Origin of the sequence: Mesorhizobium sp. M1399 (assembly GCF_040317735.1) — a bacterium.
Lineage (GTDB): Bacteria > Pseudomonadota > Alphaproteobacteria > Rhizobiales > Rhizobiaceae > Mesorhizobium.
Genome location: NZ_JAMYKZ010000002.1, coordinates 72,462 through 92,319 on the forward strand (window position 1 = coordinate 72,462; position 19,858 = coordinate 92,319).

General features: G+C 62.8%; 18 protein-coding genes and 1 pseudogene. 10 read left to right on the plus strand and 9 right to left on the minus strand.

All coding sequences use genetic code 11. From position 1 onward, the window contains the following. The first annotated feature begins 82 nt into the window (after nt 1-82). Nucleotides 83-1,000 (plus strand): SMP-30/gluconolactonase/LRE family protein, encoded by a 918-nt coding sequence (locus NKH05_RS02805; protein WP_352494040.1) that lies wholly within the window; start codon nt 83-85, stop codon nt 998-1,000. Between the two features lie 32 nt (nt 1,001-1,032). Next, a complete protein-coding gene (locus tag NKH05_RS02810; RefSeq protein WP_352494041.1) occupies nt 1,033-1,242 on the plus strand; it encodes a tautomerase family protein in 210 nt (69 codons plus the stop codon). 278 nt (nt 1,243-1,520) lie between these two features. Here NKH05_RS02810 and NKH05_RS02815 read toward each other — a convergent pair whose 3' ends face one another. The 7 genes from NKH05_RS02815 to NKH05_RS02845 form a co-directional block, all read right to left on the minus strand. Further along, a complete protein-coding gene (locus NKH05_RS02815; protein WP_352494228.1) occupies nt 1,521-2,054 on the minus strand; it encodes an NADPH-dependent FMN reductase in 534 nt (177 codons plus the stop codon). Nucleotides 2,055-2,094: 40 nt separating this feature from the next. Then, the gene (locus NKH05_RS02820; protein ID WP_352494042.1) at nt 2,095-2,715 is read right to left on the minus strand and encodes a pyridoxamine 5'-phosphate oxidase family protein; all 621 of its coding nucleotides are present in this window, start codon (nt 2,713-2,715) and stop codon (nt 2,095-2,097) included. 91 nt (nt 2,716-2,806) lie between these two features. After that, nucleotides 2,807-3,472 (minus strand): septation protein A, encoded by a 666-nt coding sequence (locus NKH05_RS02825; protein ID WP_352494043.1) that lies wholly within the window; start codon nt 3,470-3,472, stop codon nt 2,807-2,809. 60 nt (nt 3,473-3,532) lie between these two features. Continuing rightward, complete coding sequence (ftsY, locus tag NKH05_RS02830) at nt 3,533-5,296, minus strand: signal recognition particle-docking protein FtsY (protein ID WP_352588007.1); 1,764 nt, start codon at nt 5,294-5,296, stop codon at nt 3,533-3,535. Between the two features lie 11 nt (nt 5,297-5,307). Continuing rightward, nucleotides 5,308-6,609: a tRNA (N(6)-L-threonylcarbamoyladenosine(37)-C(2))-methylthiotransferase MtaB gene (gene mtaB, locus NKH05_RS02835; RefSeq protein ID WP_352856362.1), complete on the minus strand. Its 1,302-nt coding sequence runs from the start codon at nt 6,607-6,609 to the stop codon at nt 5,308-5,310. Further along, nucleotides 6,609-7,493 carry a diaminopimelate epimerase gene (gene dapF, locus NKH05_RS02840; protein ID WP_353025009.1) on the minus strand — a complete coding sequence of 295 codons (885 nt, stop codon included), beginning with the start codon at nt 7,491-7,493 and terminating at the stop codon, nt 6,609-6,611. The genes mtaB and dapF overlap by 1 nt, the downstream gene beginning before the upstream one ends. A gap of 74 nt (nt 7,494-7,567) precedes the next feature. Then, nucleotides 7,568-7,729, minus strand: a complete 162-nt coding sequence (locus tag NKH05_RS02845) for a DUF1328 family protein (protein ID WP_031195454.1) — start codon at nt 7,727-7,729, stop codon at nt 7,568-7,570. 289 nt (nt 7,730-8,018) lie between these two features. On the opposite strand from NKH05_RS02845, the gene NKH05_RS02850 reads away from it, so the two are divergent. After that, complete coding sequence (locus tag NKH05_RS02850) at nt 8,019-9,278, plus strand: flavin-containing monooxygenase (RefSeq protein WP_352588015.1); 1,260 nt, start codon at nt 8,019-8,021, stop codon at nt 9,276-9,278. On the opposite strand, the gene NKH05_RS02855 is transcribed toward NKH05_RS02850, so the two are convergent. Further along, nucleotides 9,275-10,285, minus strand: a complete 1,011-nt coding sequence (locus NKH05_RS02855) for an MBL fold metallo-hydrolase (protein WP_352588018.1) — start codon at nt 10,283-10,285, stop codon at nt 9,275-9,277. The two genes, NKH05_RS02850 and NKH05_RS02855, sit on opposite strands and share 4 nt — an antisense overlap. A gap of 281 nt (nt 10,286-10,566) precedes the next feature. Here NKH05_RS02855 and NKH05_RS02860 point away from each other — a divergent pair, with 281 nt between their 5' ends. After that, entirely contained in the window at nt 10,567-11,106 is a 540-nt protein-coding gene (locus NKH05_RS02860; protein ID WP_023723103.1) for a protease inhibitor Inh/omp19 family protein, read from the plus strand. Between the two features lie 143 nt (nt 11,107-11,249). Then, nucleotides 11,250-12,446 (plus strand): cell division protein ZapE, encoded by a 1,197-nt coding sequence (zapE, locus tag NKH05_RS02865; RefSeq protein WP_352494048.1) that lies wholly within the window; start codon nt 11,250-11,252, stop codon nt 12,444-12,446. 87 nt (nt 12,447-12,533) lie between these two features. Here zapE and NKH05_RS02870 read toward each other — a convergent pair. Further along, nucleotides 12,534-12,839 (minus strand): annotated as a pseudogene (locus NKH05_RS02870) (GNAT family N-acetyltransferase); the annotation flags it as partial. Nucleotides 12,840-13,195: 356 nt separating this feature from the next. Between NKH05_RS02870 and mdh the strand changes: the two are divergent. The 5 genes from mdh to NKH05_RS02895 all read left to right on the plus strand — a co-directional run bounded on the left by mdh (nt 13,196) and on the right by NKH05_RS02895 (nt 19,840). Further along, complete coding sequence (mdh, locus tag NKH05_RS02875; protein ID WP_023723107.1) at nt 13,196-14,164, plus strand: malate dehydrogenase; 969 nt, start codon at nt 13,196-13,198, stop codon at nt 14,162-14,164. 41 nt (nt 14,165-14,205) lie between these two features. Next, nucleotides 14,206-15,399: an ADP-forming succinate--CoA ligase subunit beta gene (gene sucC, locus NKH05_RS02880; protein ID WP_352481052.1), complete on the plus strand. Its 1,194-nt coding sequence runs from the start codon at nt 14,206-14,208 to the stop codon at nt 15,397-15,399. A 4-nt stretch (nt 15,400-15,403) separates the two neighbouring features. Further along, on the plus strand, nt 15,404-15,775 hold the full coding sequence (locus NKH05_RS02885; RefSeq protein WP_023723110.1) for a cupin domain-containing protein: 372 nt from the start codon (nt 15,404-15,406) through the stop codon (nt 15,773-15,775). Nucleotides 15,776-15,824: 49 nt separating this feature from the next. Further along, complete coding sequence (sucD, locus tag NKH05_RS02890) at nt 15,825-16,727, plus strand: succinate--CoA ligase subunit alpha (protein ID WP_352481051.1); 903 nt, start codon at nt 15,825-15,827, stop codon at nt 16,725-16,727. Between the two features lie 125 nt (nt 16,728-16,852). Beyond that, nucleotides 16,853-19,840 carry a 2-oxoglutarate dehydrogenase E1 component gene (locus NKH05_RS02895; RefSeq protein ID WP_352717863.1) on the plus strand — a complete coding sequence of 996 codons (2,988 nt, stop codon included), beginning with the start codon at nt 16,853-16,855 and terminating at the stop codon, nt 19,838-19,840. Nucleotides 19,841-19,858: the final 18 nt, after the last annotated feature.

Consider the following 19,858-nt stretch of genomic DNA (forward strand, 5'->3'; position numbering starts at 1 on the left):
TCTGACGCATCATCGATCTTGCCATATCGATCGCAGGCTGGCTTGATCGCGGCTCGCCAAGCGACTGATACCGGGAGGAACCATGGCCAGCGAATTCTACGAAGTTCTCGATCCGCGCTTTTCGCGGCTGTTCAACGGCAACGCACAGGTGGACAGGCTGTTTACCGGCTGCCGATGGGCGGAGGGGCCGGCCTGGTTTGCGGCCGGGCGCTATGTGGTCTGGTCCGACATCCCGAACAATCGCATGCTGCGCTACGACGAGACCGACGGCAGCGTCAGCGTGTTCCGTCAGCCATCCGGCAATTCCAACGGCAACACCGTCGACCGGCAAGGACGGCTGGTTACTTGCGAGCATTCCGGCCGCCGCGTCAGCCGCACCGAGCATGACGGCTCGGTCATCACCATAACCGACAAATGGCGCGGCAAGCGGCTGAACTCGCCCAATGACGCGGTGGTCAAGTCCGACGGCTCGATCTGGTTCACCGATCCGAGCTACGGCATCGATACCGATTACGAGGGCGACAAGGCCGAAAGCGAGATCGGGGCCTGCCATGTCTACCGGGTCGATCCCGGCACCGGCGAGACCGAGGCGGTGATCACCGACATGGTCAGGCCAAACGGGCTCGCCTTCTCGCTCGACGAGAGCAAGCTCTATGTCGCCGACACCGGCCGCACGCATGGCGCCCAAAACCCGGCGCACATCCGGGTGTTCAATGTCGGCCAGGGCGGCAAGACGGTGTCCGGCGAAAAGGTCTTTGCTGACTGCACCGCCGGCCTGTTCGACGGTTTCAGGCTGGATGCGGACGGCCGCATCTGGACCAGTGCCGCCGACGGGGTCCATTGCTACGATCCAGACGGGACGCTGATCGGCAAGGTCAAGGTACCGGAAGTCGTCGCCAATTGCGTGTTCGGCGGCAACAAGCTGAACTGCCTCTACATCGCCGGCACGACCTCGCTCTACATGGTCCGGCTCATGGTCAACGGCGCCAAGACATTTTGAGCGGCCGCCAAGCATATCCAAGGGAGGGCACCATGCCATTCGTAAACATCCGCCTGGTCAAGGAGGTGATTGCCGACGACCCGGCCGGAAAAAAGGCCGCGATCACCGCCCAGGTGACGGCGGCCATCACCGGCGCCACCGGCCTGACCAGCAACGATGTCTGGGTGGTGTTCGAGGAGGTCGCTGCACGCGACTGGTTCGTCGGCGAGACCGACGTCGAGACGCGGAGGGGCAAGGGCTGATTTCTCGACGAGCACAGCGGCAGTGCGGAAGTTTGCGAGAGGCCTGCGGGACAGCGCCCCCCTCTGCCCTACCGGGCATCTCCCCCACTTGGGGGGAGATCGGCAGCTTCGCCGCATGGCCCTTCTTTCAACGTTGGAGATTGGCGAAAGCAGGGATGACGGCCAATCTCCCTCCTTGTGGGGGAGATGTCCGGCAGGACAGAGGGGGGCGCGAAGGATCGCCGACGCTCGCTTCGCGTTCGCTCTGCCCTGGGATACGACAGCACGATGGGCGCCACTTAACGCGAGCGGATGAAGCCCGCGAAGGCCGAAACGGCGCTGCGCATCGCCAGCCGGTTTTCCGGTTCCGCCAGGATTTTCTCCACCTCCGGCGGCTTCTTGCCGAGCAACGCGATTTCGAGCGCTGCTTCCTCATAGAGCGCGAAAGACATTGTCCGCATGATCTCGGCAAGTGCGGCGCGGGCAAACAGCGAGCGCGGCGAGGCATGTACCAGCATGGCCGGTTTGCCGACGGCTGCATCGCGCGACACCAGCCAGTCGAGCGCGTTCTTCAGGCCGCCTGGCACACCATGGGCATATTCCGGGCAGGAGACGATGACGCCGTCAGCGGCGGTGACCGCGTCGATCAGCGCCGCTGCTTGCGGCGGCGTCCGCTCGCCCTCGTCGTCGGGGTTGAAAATCGGCAGCCGGGCAAGCCCATCGTAGACGGAGACGTGACAGTCCAGCGGCGCGTTTTGCGCGAGTGCCGCGACCAGGGCCGAATTGGTCGAGGCGGCGCGCAGGCTGCCGGAGATGGCGAGGATGCTGAGCAAAGGAATGGAAAGCGGCTTGAGCGATTCGTCGCCGGGCACACTACCACATGGTCTCTCTGTATTCCTCTTCCAGCCAGCGGTCGGTCGCCTCGGCCGAATCGGCGAGCGCCAACTGGTCGCGCAGGATCTGGCCGAGCGTCGGCAGCGTCGCGCGGTCGTACCAGCTCTCCGGCTTCCACAATTCGGAGCGCATGAAGGCCTTGGCGCAATGCATGTAGGCGGCCTTGACCGTCACCACGACGACGCTTTGCGGTGCCTTGCCGTCGACCGCCAGCCGCTCACGCAATGACGCATCGACCGTGATGCGGGCATCGCCATTGACACGCAGCGTTTCGTTCATGCCGGGAATGAGGAAGAGCAGCCCGATCGAGGGATTGAGAAGGATGTTCTCCAGCGTGTCGAGCCGGTTGTTGCCGGGCCGGTCGGGGATGGCGATGGTCTTCTCGTCGAGCACTGTTACGAAGCCCGGCCTGTCGCCCTTCGGCGTCACATCGGCATTGCCGGCGCCGTCGGACGAGCCGATCAGCACGAAGGGGCTCTTGCCGATGAAGGAACGGCAGTGGCCGTCCAATGCCTTCAGTTCCTTGCGGATCGAACCGTCGGTCGGCCGAGGCGTCTTGTAGATCGTCCTCAACTCGTCGCGCGTGGTGATGAATTCCATGCCCCTCTCCTCCTATTCTGACGCAATTCCCTAGGGAAAGCGCTACGCGCTTTTCCCCGGAAAACCGCTACACACTTTTCCTGGAATTGCTCTATTTGCCGGCTTTCTCTTCCTTGGCGGCCTTGTCCTCGAGCGAGTGGCGCAGGATCAACGGCATTTGGCTTAACGTGAAGACAAGGGTAATGGGAATCGTGCCCCAGACCTTAAAATAAAGCCAGGTTTCCTCAGAAAAATCGCGCCACACGACCTCGTTCAGCACAGCCAGAAAAAGGAAGAAAAGCCCCCATCGGAAAGTGAGCTTGCGCCAGCCTTCGGCGTCGAGATTGAAGGCGGAATCAAAGACATAGCCCAACAGCGATCTGCCAAACGCCAACCCGCCAAGCAGCGTGATGCCGAACAGGCTGTTGATGATTGTCGGCTTCATGAAAGCGAAGGTCTTGTCCTGCAGCCACAGCGCCAGCGCACCAAACACAAACACGACGATGGCCGAGACCAGCGGCATGATCGGCCAGCTGCGCGTCAAAATCCACGAAACGCTGAGCGACAGCGCCGTCGCCACCATAAAGAACGCTGTGGCAATCAGGATAGGCTCGCCGATATGGCTGAGGATCGGGAATTTCCCGACAAGCCACGCGCCGCGGATGGTGGTGAAAAAGAACACCAGACCAGGCCCGAGTTCGAGCAGGAATTTCAGGCCGGGGTTCAACGCCTTGCGTCGCGGATCGGACAGGTCGCGTTCGAGGATGGGTGGGTTCATGGGATCCTTCTTACGCACGATCCAATCCAAAAAGTCTGCAACTTTTCGGGATCATGCTCGTCAAGCCACGCCAGCGATCGCCCTGGCGAACTCGCTTGCGGAAAAGGGTTCGAGGTCGTCGACCTGTTCGCCGACGCCGATGAAGTAGACCGGCAATTTGTGCTTTGCCGCGATCGCCACCAGAATACCGCCGCGCGCCGTGCCGTCCAGCTTGGTCATCACCAGGCCGTTGACGCCGGCGACATTGCGGAAGATCTCGACCTGGTTGAGCGCATTCTGGCCGGTGGTGGCATCGACCGTCTGCAGCACGGTGTGCGGCGCTTCCGGATCGAGCTTGCCCAGCACGCGGACGATCTTTTCCAGTTCCGCCATCAGTTCGGTCTTGTTCTGCAGCCGCCCGGCGGTGTCGATGATCAGCACGTCGGAGCCGGCCTCCTTCGCCCGCTCGAAGGCGTCGTAAGCGAGGCCGGCGGCGTCGGCGCCGAGCTTCGAGGCAATGACCGGCGAGTTGGTGCGCTCGCCCCAGATCTTCAACTGCTCGATCGCGGCGGCGCGGAAAGTGTCGCCGGCGGCGAGCATCACCGAGAGGCCGCCATCGGTGAGCTTTGCGGCGAGCTTGCCGATGGTTGTGGTTTTCCCCGTGCCGTTGACGCCGACGACCAGGATGACGTGCGGCTTGTGGCTGAGGTCGAGTTCCAGCGGCATGGCGACATGGGTCAGTACCTTCTCCACCTCGGCCGCCATGATGGCGCGGACTTCCGTCTCGGAGACATCCTTGCCGTAGCGGCTGGCGGAGAGCGCGTCGGTAACGCGCAAAGCCGTCTCCATGCCGAGATCGGCGCGGATCAGCACATCCTCCAGGTCCTGCAGCGTGTCCTCGTCGAGCTTGCGCTTGGTGAAGACGCCGGCGATGTTGCCGGACAACTCCCTGGAAGAGCGGGCCAGCCCGTCTCGCATGCGCTGGAACCAGGAGCGCCTCGGCGCCGGTTCGGGCGCTCTTTGCGGCTCGGCCTTCTGCTCGACCTTCTTGGTTACGGTCACCTTGCCGGGGGCAGGTTTTGGCTCCGGCGATGGTTGCGGAATGGCCTCTGGTTCGGGCGCAATCTCGGTCAAGACCGGTTTCGTTTCGACCGGGGCGGGCTGGCGGAGCGGAGGCGGGATTTCGGCCGGCGGCGCTTCGGGCGCTGCGGAGGGGCTCTCGGCGGGCGGTGCGGTATCTTGCAGAGGTTCGCGCTGCCCCTCACCCTTTCCCGTTCCGGGGCGAGCCGCTTGTCTCGCCGGTCCTTCGGACCCCCGTGAAGGACGGAGAGAGGGGGACGTCAGCGTTGCAGCTTCTTCTTCATCGCTTTCAAAAGGAGGCTCGGCCTGCCGATCAGCCCCCTTCTCCCCGTCACCATACGGGGAGAAGGTGCCGGCAGGCGGATGAGGGGCAGCGCCAGCTTCCGATGACCGAGGCTCAGTCTGGACAATCTCCGGCTGCTCCGGCTCGGGAATAACAAGCTCGGCCGGGATTTCTTCCGGCTCCTCAGCAGGCGTTTCCGACTCCGGCTGGATCTCTGGCTCGGGCGGAATGGTTGGTGCGGGTTCGAGCGGTGGCTGCGGCGCGGGCGGCGCTTCCGTCTCGACAGACGGCGGAGGCGCAGTGTCTGCCTCGGGCCGCGACTCTTCGCGTTTCAAAAACTCCGGGACGGCCTGCTCGGCCGCCGGCTTCAGCGCCTCCAGTTCGTCCCATTTGATCGGCGGCAGCGGTGCGGTCTCGTCGGGCCGCTCCTCGACAACTTCCTTCTTGCCGAACGAAAATATCTTCTTGAAAAACCCGGCCATGTCTTGCGCTCTCAGGCGGCGCGGGCGGCAAGCGGCGCGGCGATCAGTCTGATACCGTCATTGCCGGCGATATCAGCCTCGACGATGTCGCCCGGCGCCCCGGCTGACAACACGGCCAGCGTAAACCCTTCGGTGCGGCCGAGCCCATCGCGCTCGACCAGGATCGACTGGCGTGTGCCAGCGAGCGAGGAAAGGTGACGGCGGTAGGCGACCTCGCCGGCGGCGCGCAACCGTGCGGCGCGCTGCTTGACCATTTCGCGGCGAAGCTGCGGCATGCGCGCGGCGGGCGTGCCCTGGCGCGGCGAAAACGGGAAGACATGGAGATGCGTCAGGCCGCATTCCTCGACGATCTCCAGCGAGTTTTCGAACATGGCATCCGTCTCCGTCGGGAAGCCGGCGATGATGTCGGCGCCGAAAACGATGCCGTGGCGCAGTTTGCGCACATCCTCGCAAAAGCGGATCGACTGGTCGCGGCTGTGCCGGCGCTTCATCCGCTTCAGGATCATGTCGTCACCCGATTGCAGCGACAGGTGCAGATGCGGCATCAGCCTCGGCTCGGTGGCGATGGCGTCCAGCAGATCGTCGTCGGCCTCGATCGAATCGATGGAAGAAAGCCGCAGGCGTTTCACGTCTGGCACCTGCTTCAGGATGGTCTTGACCAATTTGCCGAGCTTCGGTGCGCCCGGCAGATCGGCGCCAAAACTGGTCATGTCGACGCCCGTCAGCACGATCTCGGCATAACCATTGCCGGCGAGTCGCTTGACCTGCTCAACCACGGCGCCCATCGGGACCGAGCGCGAATTTCCGCGACCGTAGGGAATGATGCAGAAGGTGCAGCGGTGGTCGCAGCCGTTCTGCACCTGGACAAAAGCGCGCGCCCGGCCCTCGATGGCGTCGACCATGTGGGTGGCCGTTTCGCGCACCGAAAAGATATCGTTGACGCGCGCCTTTTCGGTGTCGTTGACGCCGAAATCCGGCAGCGCGCGATATGAATGCGCCTTCAGCTTCTCCTCATTGCCGAGGACGAGATCGACCTCGTCCATGGCGACGAAATCCTGCGGGCCGGTCTGCGCGGCGCAGCCGGTGACGATGATGCGGGCGGCCGGGTTCTCACGGCGGGCTTTTCTGATCGACTGCTTGGCCTGGCGCACCGCCTCGCCGGTGACGGCGCAGGTGTTGAAGATGATAGCGCCGCCTTCGAGCCCGCCGAAGCCCGCACTTTCGGCTTCACGCCGCATCACCTCGGATTCATAGGTGTTCAGCCTGCAGCCGAAGGTGACGACGTCGATACCCCTGTTGCCACGAGGAGCCATCAGGCGGCGCTTTCGGTGTCGCGCGCCCTCGCCCCGGTCGACGGATCGAAGCTGCCGGAAAATTCCCATTCGGCGGCACCGGTCAGGATGACGTGGTCGTCGTCGCGCCACAGGACGTGCAGCGAGCCGCCGCCGGGCGTCATCAGCGTGACGCTGCGGCCGGTGCGCCGGGTGCGGGCCGCGGCGACCACGGCGGCGCAAGCAGCCGAGCCGCAGGCCTTGGTCAGGCCGGCGCCGCGCTCCCAGGTGCGGATGGCCATGGTCTCCGGCGAAGTCACTTGCGCGATGGTGATGTTGGCGCGCTCAGGGAAGATCGGGTGGTTTTCGAGCAGCGGGCCGAAGCGCTCGAGTTCATAGGACCAGACGTCGCGGTCGACCCAGAAGATGGCGTGCGGATTGCCCATCGAGACGACCGACGGCGAATGCAGTACCGGCGCATCGATCGGGCCGATCTGCAGTTCGATCATGCGGGTGTCGCGAAACTCCTCGGCCAGCGGGATGTCCCGCCAGCCAAAGCGCGGCTTGCCCATGTCGACCGAGATCATTCCGTCGGCATGTTCCTCGGCATTGAGGATGCCGGCGACTGTTTCAAAGGCAAATGTCTTCTGGCCGGTCTCGGCGGCGAGCGCCTGGACGACACAGCGCATGCCGTTGCCGCAGGCTTGCGCACTGGTTCCGTCGGAATTCAAGATGTCGATGAAAAAGGCGGTGCCCGGCGTCCTGGGATCGTGGATCGCCATGATCTGGTCGAACCTGGTCGCGGCGTCGGCATTAAGCGCGACGGCTGCCGCAGGCGTTACGCGATCGGCACGGCCACGCATATCGGCAACGATGATTTCGTTGCCGATACCGTTCATCTTGGCGAAAGGGGCCGCGCTTGCCATGGATCGAAAGGTCTCTTGCCGATTTGGCGCCTATATGGCGGATACCGGCCGAAATTACCAGTGCGGCATGCTTTTCAGGTCACCGCGAATACGCCAAGCACGATCAGCAGGAAGATGATCAGCACGATGCCGATGAGGATGCGGGCGCCGGTTGCGGCGGCTCCAGCCAGTGCCGGCATGCCGAGCAGGCTTGCCGCGGCCGCGATAATCAAAAGAATGATGATCCACCTGATCATGAGAGACACCTCGCAGCCGGCAGGTTTGAACACCTACAAACGCTTCTGCGAGGGCTTGGGTTCCCTGCGGTGGCTGGGCGGGTCGAGGACCCGGCTGTGATATGCAGCTACGGATGCAATGTTGTCATAGTGTTGAATGAACGCTACCGTTGTGTCGATTTGACGTCCGGGAATGGATATTTCGCTGCTAAGCAATCTTGGATCCCTTTTTTCGTCTTACCCAAGATCTTCACCGCACCGAGACCGTAAGCTGACGACGTGTTTGGCGGGCCGGCGATAGAGTTTTCCAATGACTGAGCGTTGGGACACGATCATTATTGGTGGCGGCCAGGCGGGGCTCGCCATGAGTTACTATCTTCACCAACATGAACGTGAGCATGTCGTGTTGGAACGCGCGCGTATTGCCGGACGCTGGCGGACTGAGCGTTGGGATTCGCTTCGGTTTCAATTCATCAACCAGGCAATAGAGCTTCCTGGGGTTTCTTATCAGGACCCTGAACCGGAAGGATTCGCCCACCACACCGCCATCACGCGGTTCATCGAGCACTATGCGGCAAAAATTGCAGCTCCGGTTCGCGAGGGTGTGGAGGTCACGAAGCTCCGACACAGGGATACCGGCGATTATGCGTTGGAGACAAACGCCGGCAGCATGACGGCCCGCAATGTCGTTGTGGCGACGGGCCCTTTCCAGCGTTCGATGGTACCGGCGGCGGCCAAGGATTTGCCTCGATCCGTTTACCAGGTTCACGCTTCGAGGTACCGCAACCCCGACGAGCTTCCCCCCGGAGTGGTGCTGGTGGTGGGCAGTGGTGCATCCGGTAGCCAGATTGCGGATGAACTCCAGCAATCCGGGCGCGATGTCTATCTTTCGGTCAGTCCGCATCGTCGGGTGCCGCGGCGCTATCGCGGCCAGGATGTCTTGTGGTGGTTCGACAAAATGGGACGTTTCGAGATCACTATCGATAGTTTCCCGGAGCGGCGGTATCCCCCCTCGACCGTCGTAACCGGTGTCAACGGCGGTTACGATATGAACGTCCGCCGTTTTGCACGCGATGGTGGAGTGGTGCTGGGACGTGTACTCGGATGCGCCGATGGAAAACTGTTGGTGGCCGGGGATGCCTCGCAGATATTGGCTGAAGCCGATAGGTCCTATGACGATTTTGTCTCCGCGGCAGAGGCGCTGGCAGAGAAACCTGAAGTCGCGGACCACATCAGCGATGGCAATGAACGCTCAGCAACGCCAATCCTGGCGGAAGTCGGCGGCGCCCGGTCAGTGGATATCTCCGGTGAGAACGTCGGCTCGGTCATCTGGGGAACGGGATATCGCTTCGACTATAACTGGATCGATTTACCAATTTTCGATTCGCGCAACGCACCTATTCAACAGCGTGGCGTGACAGCCTTTCCCGGCCTGTACTTTCTTGGCCTTCATTGGATGCATACCTTCGGCTCCGGCCTTCTTTCATATGTGGGCCGCGACGCCGCCCATATAGCCAGGCATATGGAAGCTTTGCAGCCGCCTTCGCCGTCAGGCCAGCCGCCGCGCTAAACCTCTGGCACGTCCCAGACTTCGCCCGGCTGCAAGGCACGGAAACGATCCCGCGGCAGACCGGCGGCTCCAAGCGCTTCGCCGAGCTTTCTGGCCGGCTCGTCGATCGGCTCGTTGGTGAGCCGGAATGTGCCCCAGTGGCAGCCGGCGGCATAGCCAGCGTTGCACAAAAGCATGCCTTGCACCGCCTCCTCCGGATCCTGGTGATGCGGCGCCATGAACCAGCGCGGCTCGTAGGCGCCGATCGGCAGGATGGCGAGGCGGAAGCCGCCATGCTTTTCAGCCATCAGCCGGTAGTTGATACCGCCGTGGAAGCCGGTATCGCCGGCAAAATAGATCTTTGCACTTGGCGTTTCGACGACGAAACCCGCCCACAGCGCCATGCGCCGGTCGCGAGTACCGCGGGCCGACCAGTGGTGCACCGGCTCGACATGCACGGCGACGTCATCGCCGATATCGACCCGATCGCCCCAGTCATGCGCGGAAAGCCGCATACCGGGAACGGCAGCGCCGATGATGGCGTCGTTGCCGAGCGGCGTCAGCAGTAGCGGGTCGTGCGTTGCCTTCAGGCGCTTCAGCGTGGCGAGGTCGAGATGGTCGTAATGGTTGTGGCTGACCAGCACGAGGTCGATCGGCGGCAGATGGGAAAAGGCGATGCCCGGCGGATTGACGCGTTTCGGCCCGGCGAACGAGATTGGCGAGACACGCCGCGACCAGACCGGATCGGTAAGGATGTTCAGGCCGGCTGTCTGGACGAGCAGCGAGGAATGGCCGACCATGGTGAGGCGGAGCGCTGCACCATCGATCCGCTCGACCGGTCTTGCCGGTGGAAACGGACTCGGATTCGCCGCCGGCCATTTCGAGCGCTCGCCGCTCAATTGCCATTTCAACAGATCGGCAAAGCGACCCGGCGGCCGGCCGTCGGGATTGAAGAACAAGGTGCCGTCGAAATGATCGCTGGGCGGGCCGCTGTAATAGCGGTTGGCGGCTCTCTTTCTCGCGGCCAAGAAATCGGCTCCCTGCAGTTTGCTGATCGCCAAGAGATAATGCCGGAGCCAGCTGGCGCAAGCATTTGAGGTGAACGTCAAGGATTTGGAGCCGGCGCGCCGTATCGCACCGACCCGGAGGTATCAGCCAGGCAATGTGCATTTTGCGATAAATTTGCAACATTAGCGGCGCAAACCGTATTTTAACCATATCGGGTTGAAATTTCGCCACCTTCTCCATCTTGGTGAGAGGGACATTGCGCGGACGGCACCCCCCAGCCGGATCCGACGGAGGTTGAAGAATGAGATTTTCGAAAACCGGCCTGCTGGCCGTATCGCTGGCCGCGCTCGTTGCGAGCGGCTGTTCAACCTCGCGGTTCTCATCAATGGACGAGCAGCAGCCGGCGCCGCTGGAAGCTGCGCCCGCCGGCAAGGTGACTGCAAACCAGCTGCCGCCCCCGGCGACACCCGGCCCGGCCGATCCGTCGAAATTTCCAACCGCGCCGCAGAACACCCAGGTCGCCTCGTTGCCGCCCGACGGGACGGCGCCGGCCGGCGCGGCCGACCTGACCGCCTCCAGCGTCGCCGGCGTGTGGAAGGCAAGCGTGTCCGGCCAGAGCTGTCAGGTGGCGACGCCGCAGACCAAATTCGGCTCGGGCTATCGCGCCGGACCGCTGCATTGCCCGGCGCCGCTCGACGGCATCAAATCCTGGAACGTCGCCGGCAAACAGCTGACGCTCTTTGACGAGAACGGCGGCACGCTGGCACGGCTGTATTCCTCGGGCGGCGAGAAATTCGACGGCCAGACTTCCAACGGCCTGCCGATCTCGCTTACAAGGTAATCGAACCGCCCCTATTGTTACGCAATTCCGGACGGAAAACCGTTATACACTTTCCTGGAATTGCCCTCTTTTGTTTTTTACGCAATTCCGGACAGAAAACCGCTACACACTTTTCTTGGAATTGCTCCGGAACGACGTGACCGATGCATCTGCGTGACGGCCTCCAGACCCATGCGACCGTCAAGCAGCGCTACGACCATCTGGTCGAGACGGGCGCCATCGGGCGCGACCCGGCGCAGGAGCGGATCGCCGCTGCGCTCGACCGGCTGATCGACGAAATATCGGCAAAGCGGCTGGCGCATAAATCAAGCGCACTTGGGTGGCTGTTCGCCCGCAAGCGCGAAGTGCACGAGGCAGTCAAGGGCCTCTACATCCATGGCGGCGTCGGCCGCGGCAAAACCATGCTGATGGATATGTTCTTCGAGCTGCTGCCGGTGCGGCGCAAGCGCCGCGTGCATTTCAACGATTTCATGGCCGACGTGCAGGATCGCATCCAGAAGCACCGGCAGGCTCGCAAGAACGGCACGGCCAAGGAGGACGATCCGATCCCACCGGTGGCGCGCGCGCTGGCCGAGGAAGCCTGGGTGCTGTGCTTCGACGAGTTTTCGGTCACCGACATCGCCGATGCGATGATCCTGTCCAGGTTGTTTTCGGCGTTGTTTGCCAATGGCGTGGTGCTGGTCGCCACTTCCAATGTCGCGCCGCAGGAGCTCTACCGTGACGGCCTGAACCGTCAGTTGTTCTTGCCGTTTGTTGCTATCTTGGAGCGCCACGCGCAGGTGCTGGCGCTGGACGCCGACAAGGATTACCGCCTCGACAAGCTCAGCCGCATGCCGGTCTACGTCACCCCGGCCGATGCCGCCGCCGACCATGCGCTCGACGACGCCTGGGCGGTGATGACGCATGGCAGGCCGACGGCCGAGACGATGCTGATGGTGAAGGGCCGGCATGTCGTAGTGCCGCGTGCTGCCGGCGAGGCGGCGCGGTTTTCCTTCGCTGATCTCTGCGAGAGGCCGCTCGGCGCCCGTGACTATCTTGCCATCGCCGGCCGTTTCTCGACCATCTTCATCGACCATGTGCCGGTGCTCGGCGAAGGCAAGCGCAACGAAGCCAAGCGCTTCATCCTGCTGGTCGATACGCTCTACGATCATCATGTGCGGCTGGTGATGAGCGCCGCAGCACCGCCGCCGCAGCTCTATACGGCCAAGCGCGGCAACGAGGTCTTCGAGTTCGAGCGCACCGCATCGCGGCTGATCGAGATGCAGAGCCACGACTGGCTGGAGGATTGGGTGGAAAGGCAGAAGGCGCGGGGATCATCGACAGAGGCGCGGCAGGCTTAGGGCTAGGAGCCCGATGCCCAGCAGGCTGATCTGCAGCGCTCCTTCACACCTGTCCAGCCATCGTTAAAAGGGTCCGTCCCGCCGCGTCTATAATCGATAAACATACATCACAAAATCCTCCGCCGGCCCATGCGGCACCTTTCGCGACTCGTAAAGTGCGCGAGCAGCAACATTGTCCGGCTCGGTGCCGACCCAGGCCTCCTCACAACCATGCTCGCGACCGAGTGCGAACATGGCGTCGAGCATCCTCGTCGCAATGCCCTGGCGTTGAAAGGCCGGCGCCACGCCGACCTCGTCTATGTAGAGTTCGCTCACCTTGTCCGGGTGCCGGTGGACGATCGCGGCGCATTGGCCGATAACGACGCCGTCGGCGAGGGCCACGATCATGAAATGGCCGGGCGCCGCGAGATAGGCAGAGAGTCGATCCGGCCTGACCGGCTCATCGAAAACCTCGTCGGCAAACCCGCATCACAAGGGCGTCATCGCCCGGAAATAGCCTTCTGATTTCAGATGCCATTGTGTAGAATTCCTCTAGCCGGCTTCAGAACTTTTACGTTTACGTAAGTCCCATTGTTTCTAACCGATTGAAATTACTCACTCCAAAATAATCGTTTGAATTTTTGCACGGCCGGGGCTATTGCGTGCGGCGAATTTCGCGGTTCCGCAGCATTCCGGCCTCTTCCTCCGACGCCGTCATCAAATCGTCAAGGATTTGGGCGCCGTCATAGTCAAAGGGAAAACATCCTGACATGGCACGCAACAAGATAGCGCTCATCGGCTCGGGCATGATCGGCGGCACCCTCGCCCACATGGTCGGCCTCAAGGATCTCGGCGACGTCGTGCTGTTCGATATCGCCGAAGGCATCCCGCAAGGCAAGGGGCTGGACATCGCGCAGTCGTCGCCGGTCGATGGGTTCGACTCCAGGCTGACCGGCGTCAACGACTATGCCGGCATCGAGGGCGCCGACGTCTGCATCGTCACCGCCGGCGTGCCGCGCAAGCCCGGCATGAGCCGCGACGATCTTCTGGGCATCAATCTGAAGGTGATGGAGCAGGTCGGCGCCGGCCTCAAGAAATACGCGCCGAAGGCCTTCGTCATCTGCATCACCAATCCGCTCGACGCCATGGTCTGGGCGCTGCAGAAGTTTTCCGGCCTGCCGAAGAGCCATGTCGTCGGCATGGCCGGCGTGCTCGACAGTTCGCGCTTCCGTTATTTCCTGGCCGAGGAATTCAAGGTCTCGGTCGAGGATGTCACCGCCTTCGTGCTCGGTGGCCACGGCGATTCCATGGTGCCGATGATCCGCTATTCCACCGTTGCCGGCATCCCGCTGCCCGACCTCATCAAGATGGGCTGGACCTCGAAGGAGCGGCTCGACCAGATCGTGCAGCGCACCCGCGACGGCGGCGCCGAGATCGTCGGCCTGCTCAAGACCGGTTCGGCCTTCTACGCGCCCGCCGCCTCGGCCATCGCCATGGCCGAAGCCTATCTCAAGGACAAGAAGCGGGTGCTGCCCTGTGCTGCCTTTCTTTCCGGCCAATATGGCGTCAAGAACACCTATGTCGGCGTTCCCGTGGTGATCGGCGCCGGCGGCGTCGAGCGTATCATCGAGATCGAACTGGCGAAAAGCGAACAGAAGATGTTCGACAGTTCGGTCGCCGCGGTGCAGGGTCTGTGCGACGCCTGCGTCAAGATCGCTCCGCATCTCGCGGCCAAATAAGCCGGCAACCAAGCCCGCCAAACAAGCTGGAGACATAGCGCATGAACATCCATGAGTATCAGGGCAAGGCGCTGCTGAAAGGTTTTGGCGCACCGGTGGCCGAGGGCGTGCCGGTGTTCAAGGCGAGCGAGGCGGAAGCCGCCGCCAAGGCGCTGCCCGGCCCGCTCTATGTGGTCAAGAGCCAGATCCATGCCGGCGGCCGCGGCAAGGGCAAGTTCACGGAGCTCGGCGCCGATGCGAAGGGCGGCGTCAGGCTGGCGAAGTCGGTGGCCGAGGTCGTCGCCAACGCCAAGGAGATGCTCGGCCATACGCTGGTCACCAAGCAGACCGGCCCGGCCGGCAAGCAGGTCAACCGGCTCTACATCGAGGACGGCGCTGACATCGAGCGCGAGCTCTATCTGTCGATCCTGGTCGACCGCTCGGTCGGGCGCGTCGCCTTCGTCGTCTCGACCGAGGGCGGCATGGACATCGAGGCGGTCGCCCACGACACGCCGGAAAAGATCATCACCGTCGCCATCGACCCGGAAAAGGGCGTGACGGCCGACGATGTGAACACGCTCAACGCCGCACTGAGGCTCGACGGCGACGCCGCCAAAGATGGTGGCACGCTGTTTCCGATCCTCTACAAGGCATTTGTCGAGAAGGACATGAGCCTGCTCGAGATCAACCCGCTGATCGTCATGAAGAGCGGCCGGCTGCGCGTGCTCGACGCAAAAGTGTCGTTCGACAACAATGCGCTGTTCCGCCACCCGGACGTGCTCGAATTGCGCGACACCACCGAAGAGGACGAGAAGGAGATCGAGGCGTCGAAATACGACCTGGCCTATGTCGCGCTCGACGGTAATATCGGCTGCATGGTCAACGGCGCCGGCCTTGCCATGGCGACGATGGACATCATCAAGCTCTACGGCGCCGAGCCGGCCAACTTCCTCGATGTCGGCGGCGGCGCGTCTAAGGAAAAAGTGACGGCGGCGTTCAAGATCATCACCAAGGATCCAGCGGTCAAAGGCATTCTTATCAATATCTTCGGCGGCATCATGAAGTGCGACATCATCGCTGAGGGCGTCATCGCCGCGGTCAAGGAGGTCGGCCTGCAAGTGCCGCTGGTTGTGCGGCTGGAAGGAACCAATGCCGAGCTCGGCAAGAAGATCATCAACGACAGCGGGCTGAACGTAGTGTCGGCCGATGATCTCGACGATGCGGCCAAGAAGATCGTGGCGGCGGTGAAGGGCTGAGTCTGTGCCTCCGCACAAGATAAACCTCGTCGAGGCGGCGGATACGAAGATCAAGAAGGTCTTCGATCCGCATATTGCCGGCGACGTCAACGATTCCCAGGTCAAGATCGCCAAGTTCGGCGACGTCTTCGACTGGCACGCGCACGACAATGAAGACGAGGCCTTCCTGGTGCTGCGCGGCCGCATCGCCATCGATTTCCGCGACGGCACGGTGGAGCTTTCCAGCGGCGAGTTCATCGTCGTGCCGCGCGCCGTCGAGCACCGGCCGCGCTCGCTGAGCGAAGAACCTGTGGTGCTGATGTTCGAGCCGGCGACGACGCTCAACACCGGCAACGCCAAGAGCGACCTGACCGTCGCCGAGCTGAAGCGGTTGTGACGATGAGCGCGCGGCCTTCCCCGATCAACGGTTTTTGAAAAGGACCACCATGTCCATTCTCGTCGACAAGAACACCAAGGTGCTGGTGCAGGGCCTGACCGGCAAGACCGGCACGTTCCACACCGAACAGGCGCTGGCCTATCACGGCACGAAAATGGTCGGCGGCATCCATCCCAAGAAGGGCGGCGAGATCTGGACCGGCGCCAAGGGCGAGGCACTGCCGATCTTCGCCACCGTAGCCGAAGGCAAGGCGAAGACCGGCGCCAACGCTTCGGTCGTCTACGTGCCGCCGGCGGGTGCCGCCGAAGCGATCCTGGAAGCGATCGAGGCCGAGATCCCGCTGATCGTCTGCATCACCGAGGGCATACCGGTGATGGACATGATCAAGGTCAAGGCGAGGCTCGACCGCTCGAAATCGCGGCTGATCGGGCCGAACTGCCCCGGCGTGCTGACCCCCGACCAATGCAAGATCGGTATCATGCCCGGCAACATCTTCCGCAAGGGCTCGGTCGGCGTTGTTTCGCGCTCGGGAACGCTTACCTATGAGGCGGTGTTCCAGACCACCAATGTCGGTCTCGGCCAGACCACCGCCGTCGGCATTGGCGGCGATCCGGTCAAAGGCACGGAGTTCATCGACGTGCTGGAGATGTTCCTTGCCGACGATGAGACCAAGTCGATCATCATGATCGGTGAGATCGGCGGCTCGGCCGAGGAAGACGCCGCGCAGTTCCTCAAGGATGAGGCAAAGCGTGGCCGCAGCAAGCCGATGGCGGGCTTCATCGCCGGGCGCACGGCGCCGGCGGGCCGCACCATGGGCCATGCGGGCGCGGTCATCTCGGGCGGCAAGGGCGGCGCGGAAGACAAGATCGCGGCGATGGAATCGGCCGGCATCAAGGTATCGCCGTCGCCAGCACGGCTCGGTACGACGCTGGTCGAGGCGATCAAAGGATAAGTGAGTAGCGAGTAGTGAATAGCGAATAGGAAAAACAGAGTAACGGCGCGAACCAGGGAAATCCTTACTCACTACTCTCTATTCGCTCTGAAAAGGAGACGGAGCAGGCGCTCCGCGGAAAAAAAATGGCAAGACAAGATCAGGCCAACGACCAGTTTTCGCTTACCTCTTTCCTCTATGGCGGCAATGCCGACTATATCGACGCGCTTTATGCCGCTTATGAGGACGATCCCGCGTCGGTCGATCCCGAATGGCAGGACTTTTTCGCGGCGCTGAAGGACGACGCTGGCGACGTGCGCAAGAATGCCAAGGGCGCCTCATGGGCCAAGCCCTCCTGGCCGATGCAGGCCAATGGCGAGCTTGTCTCGGCGCTGGACGGCAATTGGGGCCTGGTCGAAAAGCACATCGAAAAGAAGGTGAAGGACCGAGCAGCCGGCAACGGCGCAGCGCTTTCCGACGCCGACGTGCATCAGGCGACGCGCGATTCCGTCCGCGCCATCATGATGATCCGCGCCTTTCGCATGCGCGGCCACCTGCATGCCAATCTCGATCCGCTCGGCATTGCCAAGCCGCTCGAGGATTATAACGAGCTGTCGCCGGAGAATTACGGCTTCACCGAAGCCGATTACGACCGGCCGATCTTCCTCGACAATGTGCTCGGGCTGGAATTCGGCACCATCCGGCAGATGCTCGACATCCTGACCCGGACCTATTGCTCGACGCTCGGCGTCGAATTCATGCATATCTCCGATCCCGAGGAGAAGGCCTGGATCCAGGCACGCATCGAGGGCGCCGACAAGGAGATCTCCTTCACCGCCACCGGCAAGAAGGCGATCCTGCAAAAGCTGGTCGAGGCCGAAGGCTTCGAGCAGTTCATCGACGTCAAGTACAAGGGAACCAAGCGCTTCGGCCTCGATGGCGGCGAGTCGCTGATCCCGGCGCTGGAGCAGATCGTCAAGCGCGGCGGCCAGCTCGGCATGAAGGAGATCGTGCTCGGCATGGCGCATCGCGGCCGGCTGAACGTTTTGTCGCAGGTGATGGCCAAGCCGCACCGCGCCATTTTCCACGAGTTCAAGGGCGGCTCGGCCGCGCCCGACGAGGTCGAAGGCTCGGGCGACGTGAAGTACCATCTCGGTGCCTCATCCGACCGCGAGTTCGACGGCAACAAGGTGCATCTGTCGCTGACCGCCAACCCATCGCATCTGGAAATCGTCGATCCGGTGGTTATGGGCAAGGCGCGCGCCAAGCAGGACTATCTGTTTGGCCGCAGCCGCGAGGAGATCGTGCCGCTGGAAGAGCGCGCCAAGGTGCTGCCGCTGCTGCTGCATGGCGATGCGGCCTTTGCCGGCCAGGGCGTGATTGCCGAAATCCTCGGCCTGTCTGGCCTGCGTGGCCACCGCGTCGCCGGCACGCTGCATTTCATCATCAACAACCAGATCGGCTTCACCACCAACCCGCGCTTTTCGCGTTCGTCGCCCTATCCGTCCGACGTGGCCAAGATGATCGAGGCGCCGATCTTCCACGTCAATGGCGACGATCCGGAAGCTGTGGTCCATGCCACCAAGGTGGCGATCGAATTCCGCATGAAGTTCCACAAGCCGGTGGTGGTGGACATGTTCTGCTATCGCCGCTTCGGCCATAACGAGGGCGACGAGCCGGCCTTCACCCAGCCGATCATGTATCGCAAGATCCGCAACCAGAAGACGACCATGCAGATCTATGCCGACCGGCTGATCGCCGAAGGCCACATCAGCCAGGCCGAGCTCGAAAAGATGAAGGCCGACTGGCGGGCGCATCTCGAGCAGGAATTCGAGGTCGGCCAGCACTATAAGCCGAACAAGGCGGACTGGCTGGACGGCGCCTGGTCCGGCCTGCGCTCGGCCGACAACCAGGACGAACAGCGGCGCGGCAAGACCGCGGTACCGGTCAAGACGCTGAAGGAGATCGGCAAGAAGCTGACCGAGGTGCCGAAGGATTTCGAGGCACACAAGACGATCATCCGCTTCCTCGACAACCGCCGCCAGGCGATCGAGTCGGGCGAAGGCATCGACTGGTCGACGGCCGAGGCGCTGGCCTTCGGCGCCATCCTGCTCGACGGCAATCCGATCCGGCTGTCCGGACAGGATTCGGAGCGCGGTACCTTCTCGCAGCGCCATTCAGTGCTCTACGACCAGCGCGATGAGACCCGCTACATCCCACTCAACAATCTGTCGGCGGCGCAGGCCGGCTTCGAGGTCATCAACTCGATGCTGTCGGAAGAGGCCGTGCTCGGCTTCGAATATGGCTACTCGCTGGCTGAGCCGAAGGCGCTGACGCTGTGGGAAGCGCAGTTCGGCGACTTCGCCAATGGCGCCCAAGTGGTGTTCGACCAGTTCATCTCGTCGGGCGAGCGCAAGTGGCTCAGAATGTCGGGCCTCGTCTGCCTGCTGCCGCACGGCTATGAAGGCCAGGGGCCGGAGCATTCGTCGGCCCGGCTCGAGCGCTTCCTGCAGCTTTGCGCCGAAGACAACATGCAGGTCGCCAACGTCACCACGCCGGCCAACTACTTCCACATCTTGCGCCGGCAATTGAAGCGGGACTTCCGCAAGCCGCTGATCCTGATGACGCCGAAGTCGCTGCTGCGCCACAAGCGGGCGGTGTCGACGCTGCCGGAAATGTCGGGCGAAAGCGCCTTTCACCGGCTGTTGTGGGACGACGCCCAGCTGCTGTCGGGCCAGGCCATCAAGCTCACCAAGGATTCGAAGATCCGCCGTGTCGTGCTCTGTTCGGGCAAGGTCTACTACGACCTCTACGAAGAGCGCGAGAAGCGCGGCATCAACGACATCTACCTGCTGCGCGTCGAGCAGCTTTATCCGTTCCCGGCCAAGGCGCTGATCACCGAACTGTCGCGCTTCCGCAATGCCGAGATGGTGTGGTGCCAGGAGGAGCCCAAGAACATGGGCGCCTGGTCGTTCATCGATCCGTATCTCGAATGGGTGCTGGCGCATATCGACGCCAAGCACCAGCGGGTGCGCTATACCGGCCGGCCGGCCGCCGCCTCGCCGGCGACCGGATTGATGTCGAAGCATCTCGCCCAGCTTGCCGCCTTGCTCGACGACGCGCTTGGTGAATAGAACAGAACTGGGCGGATA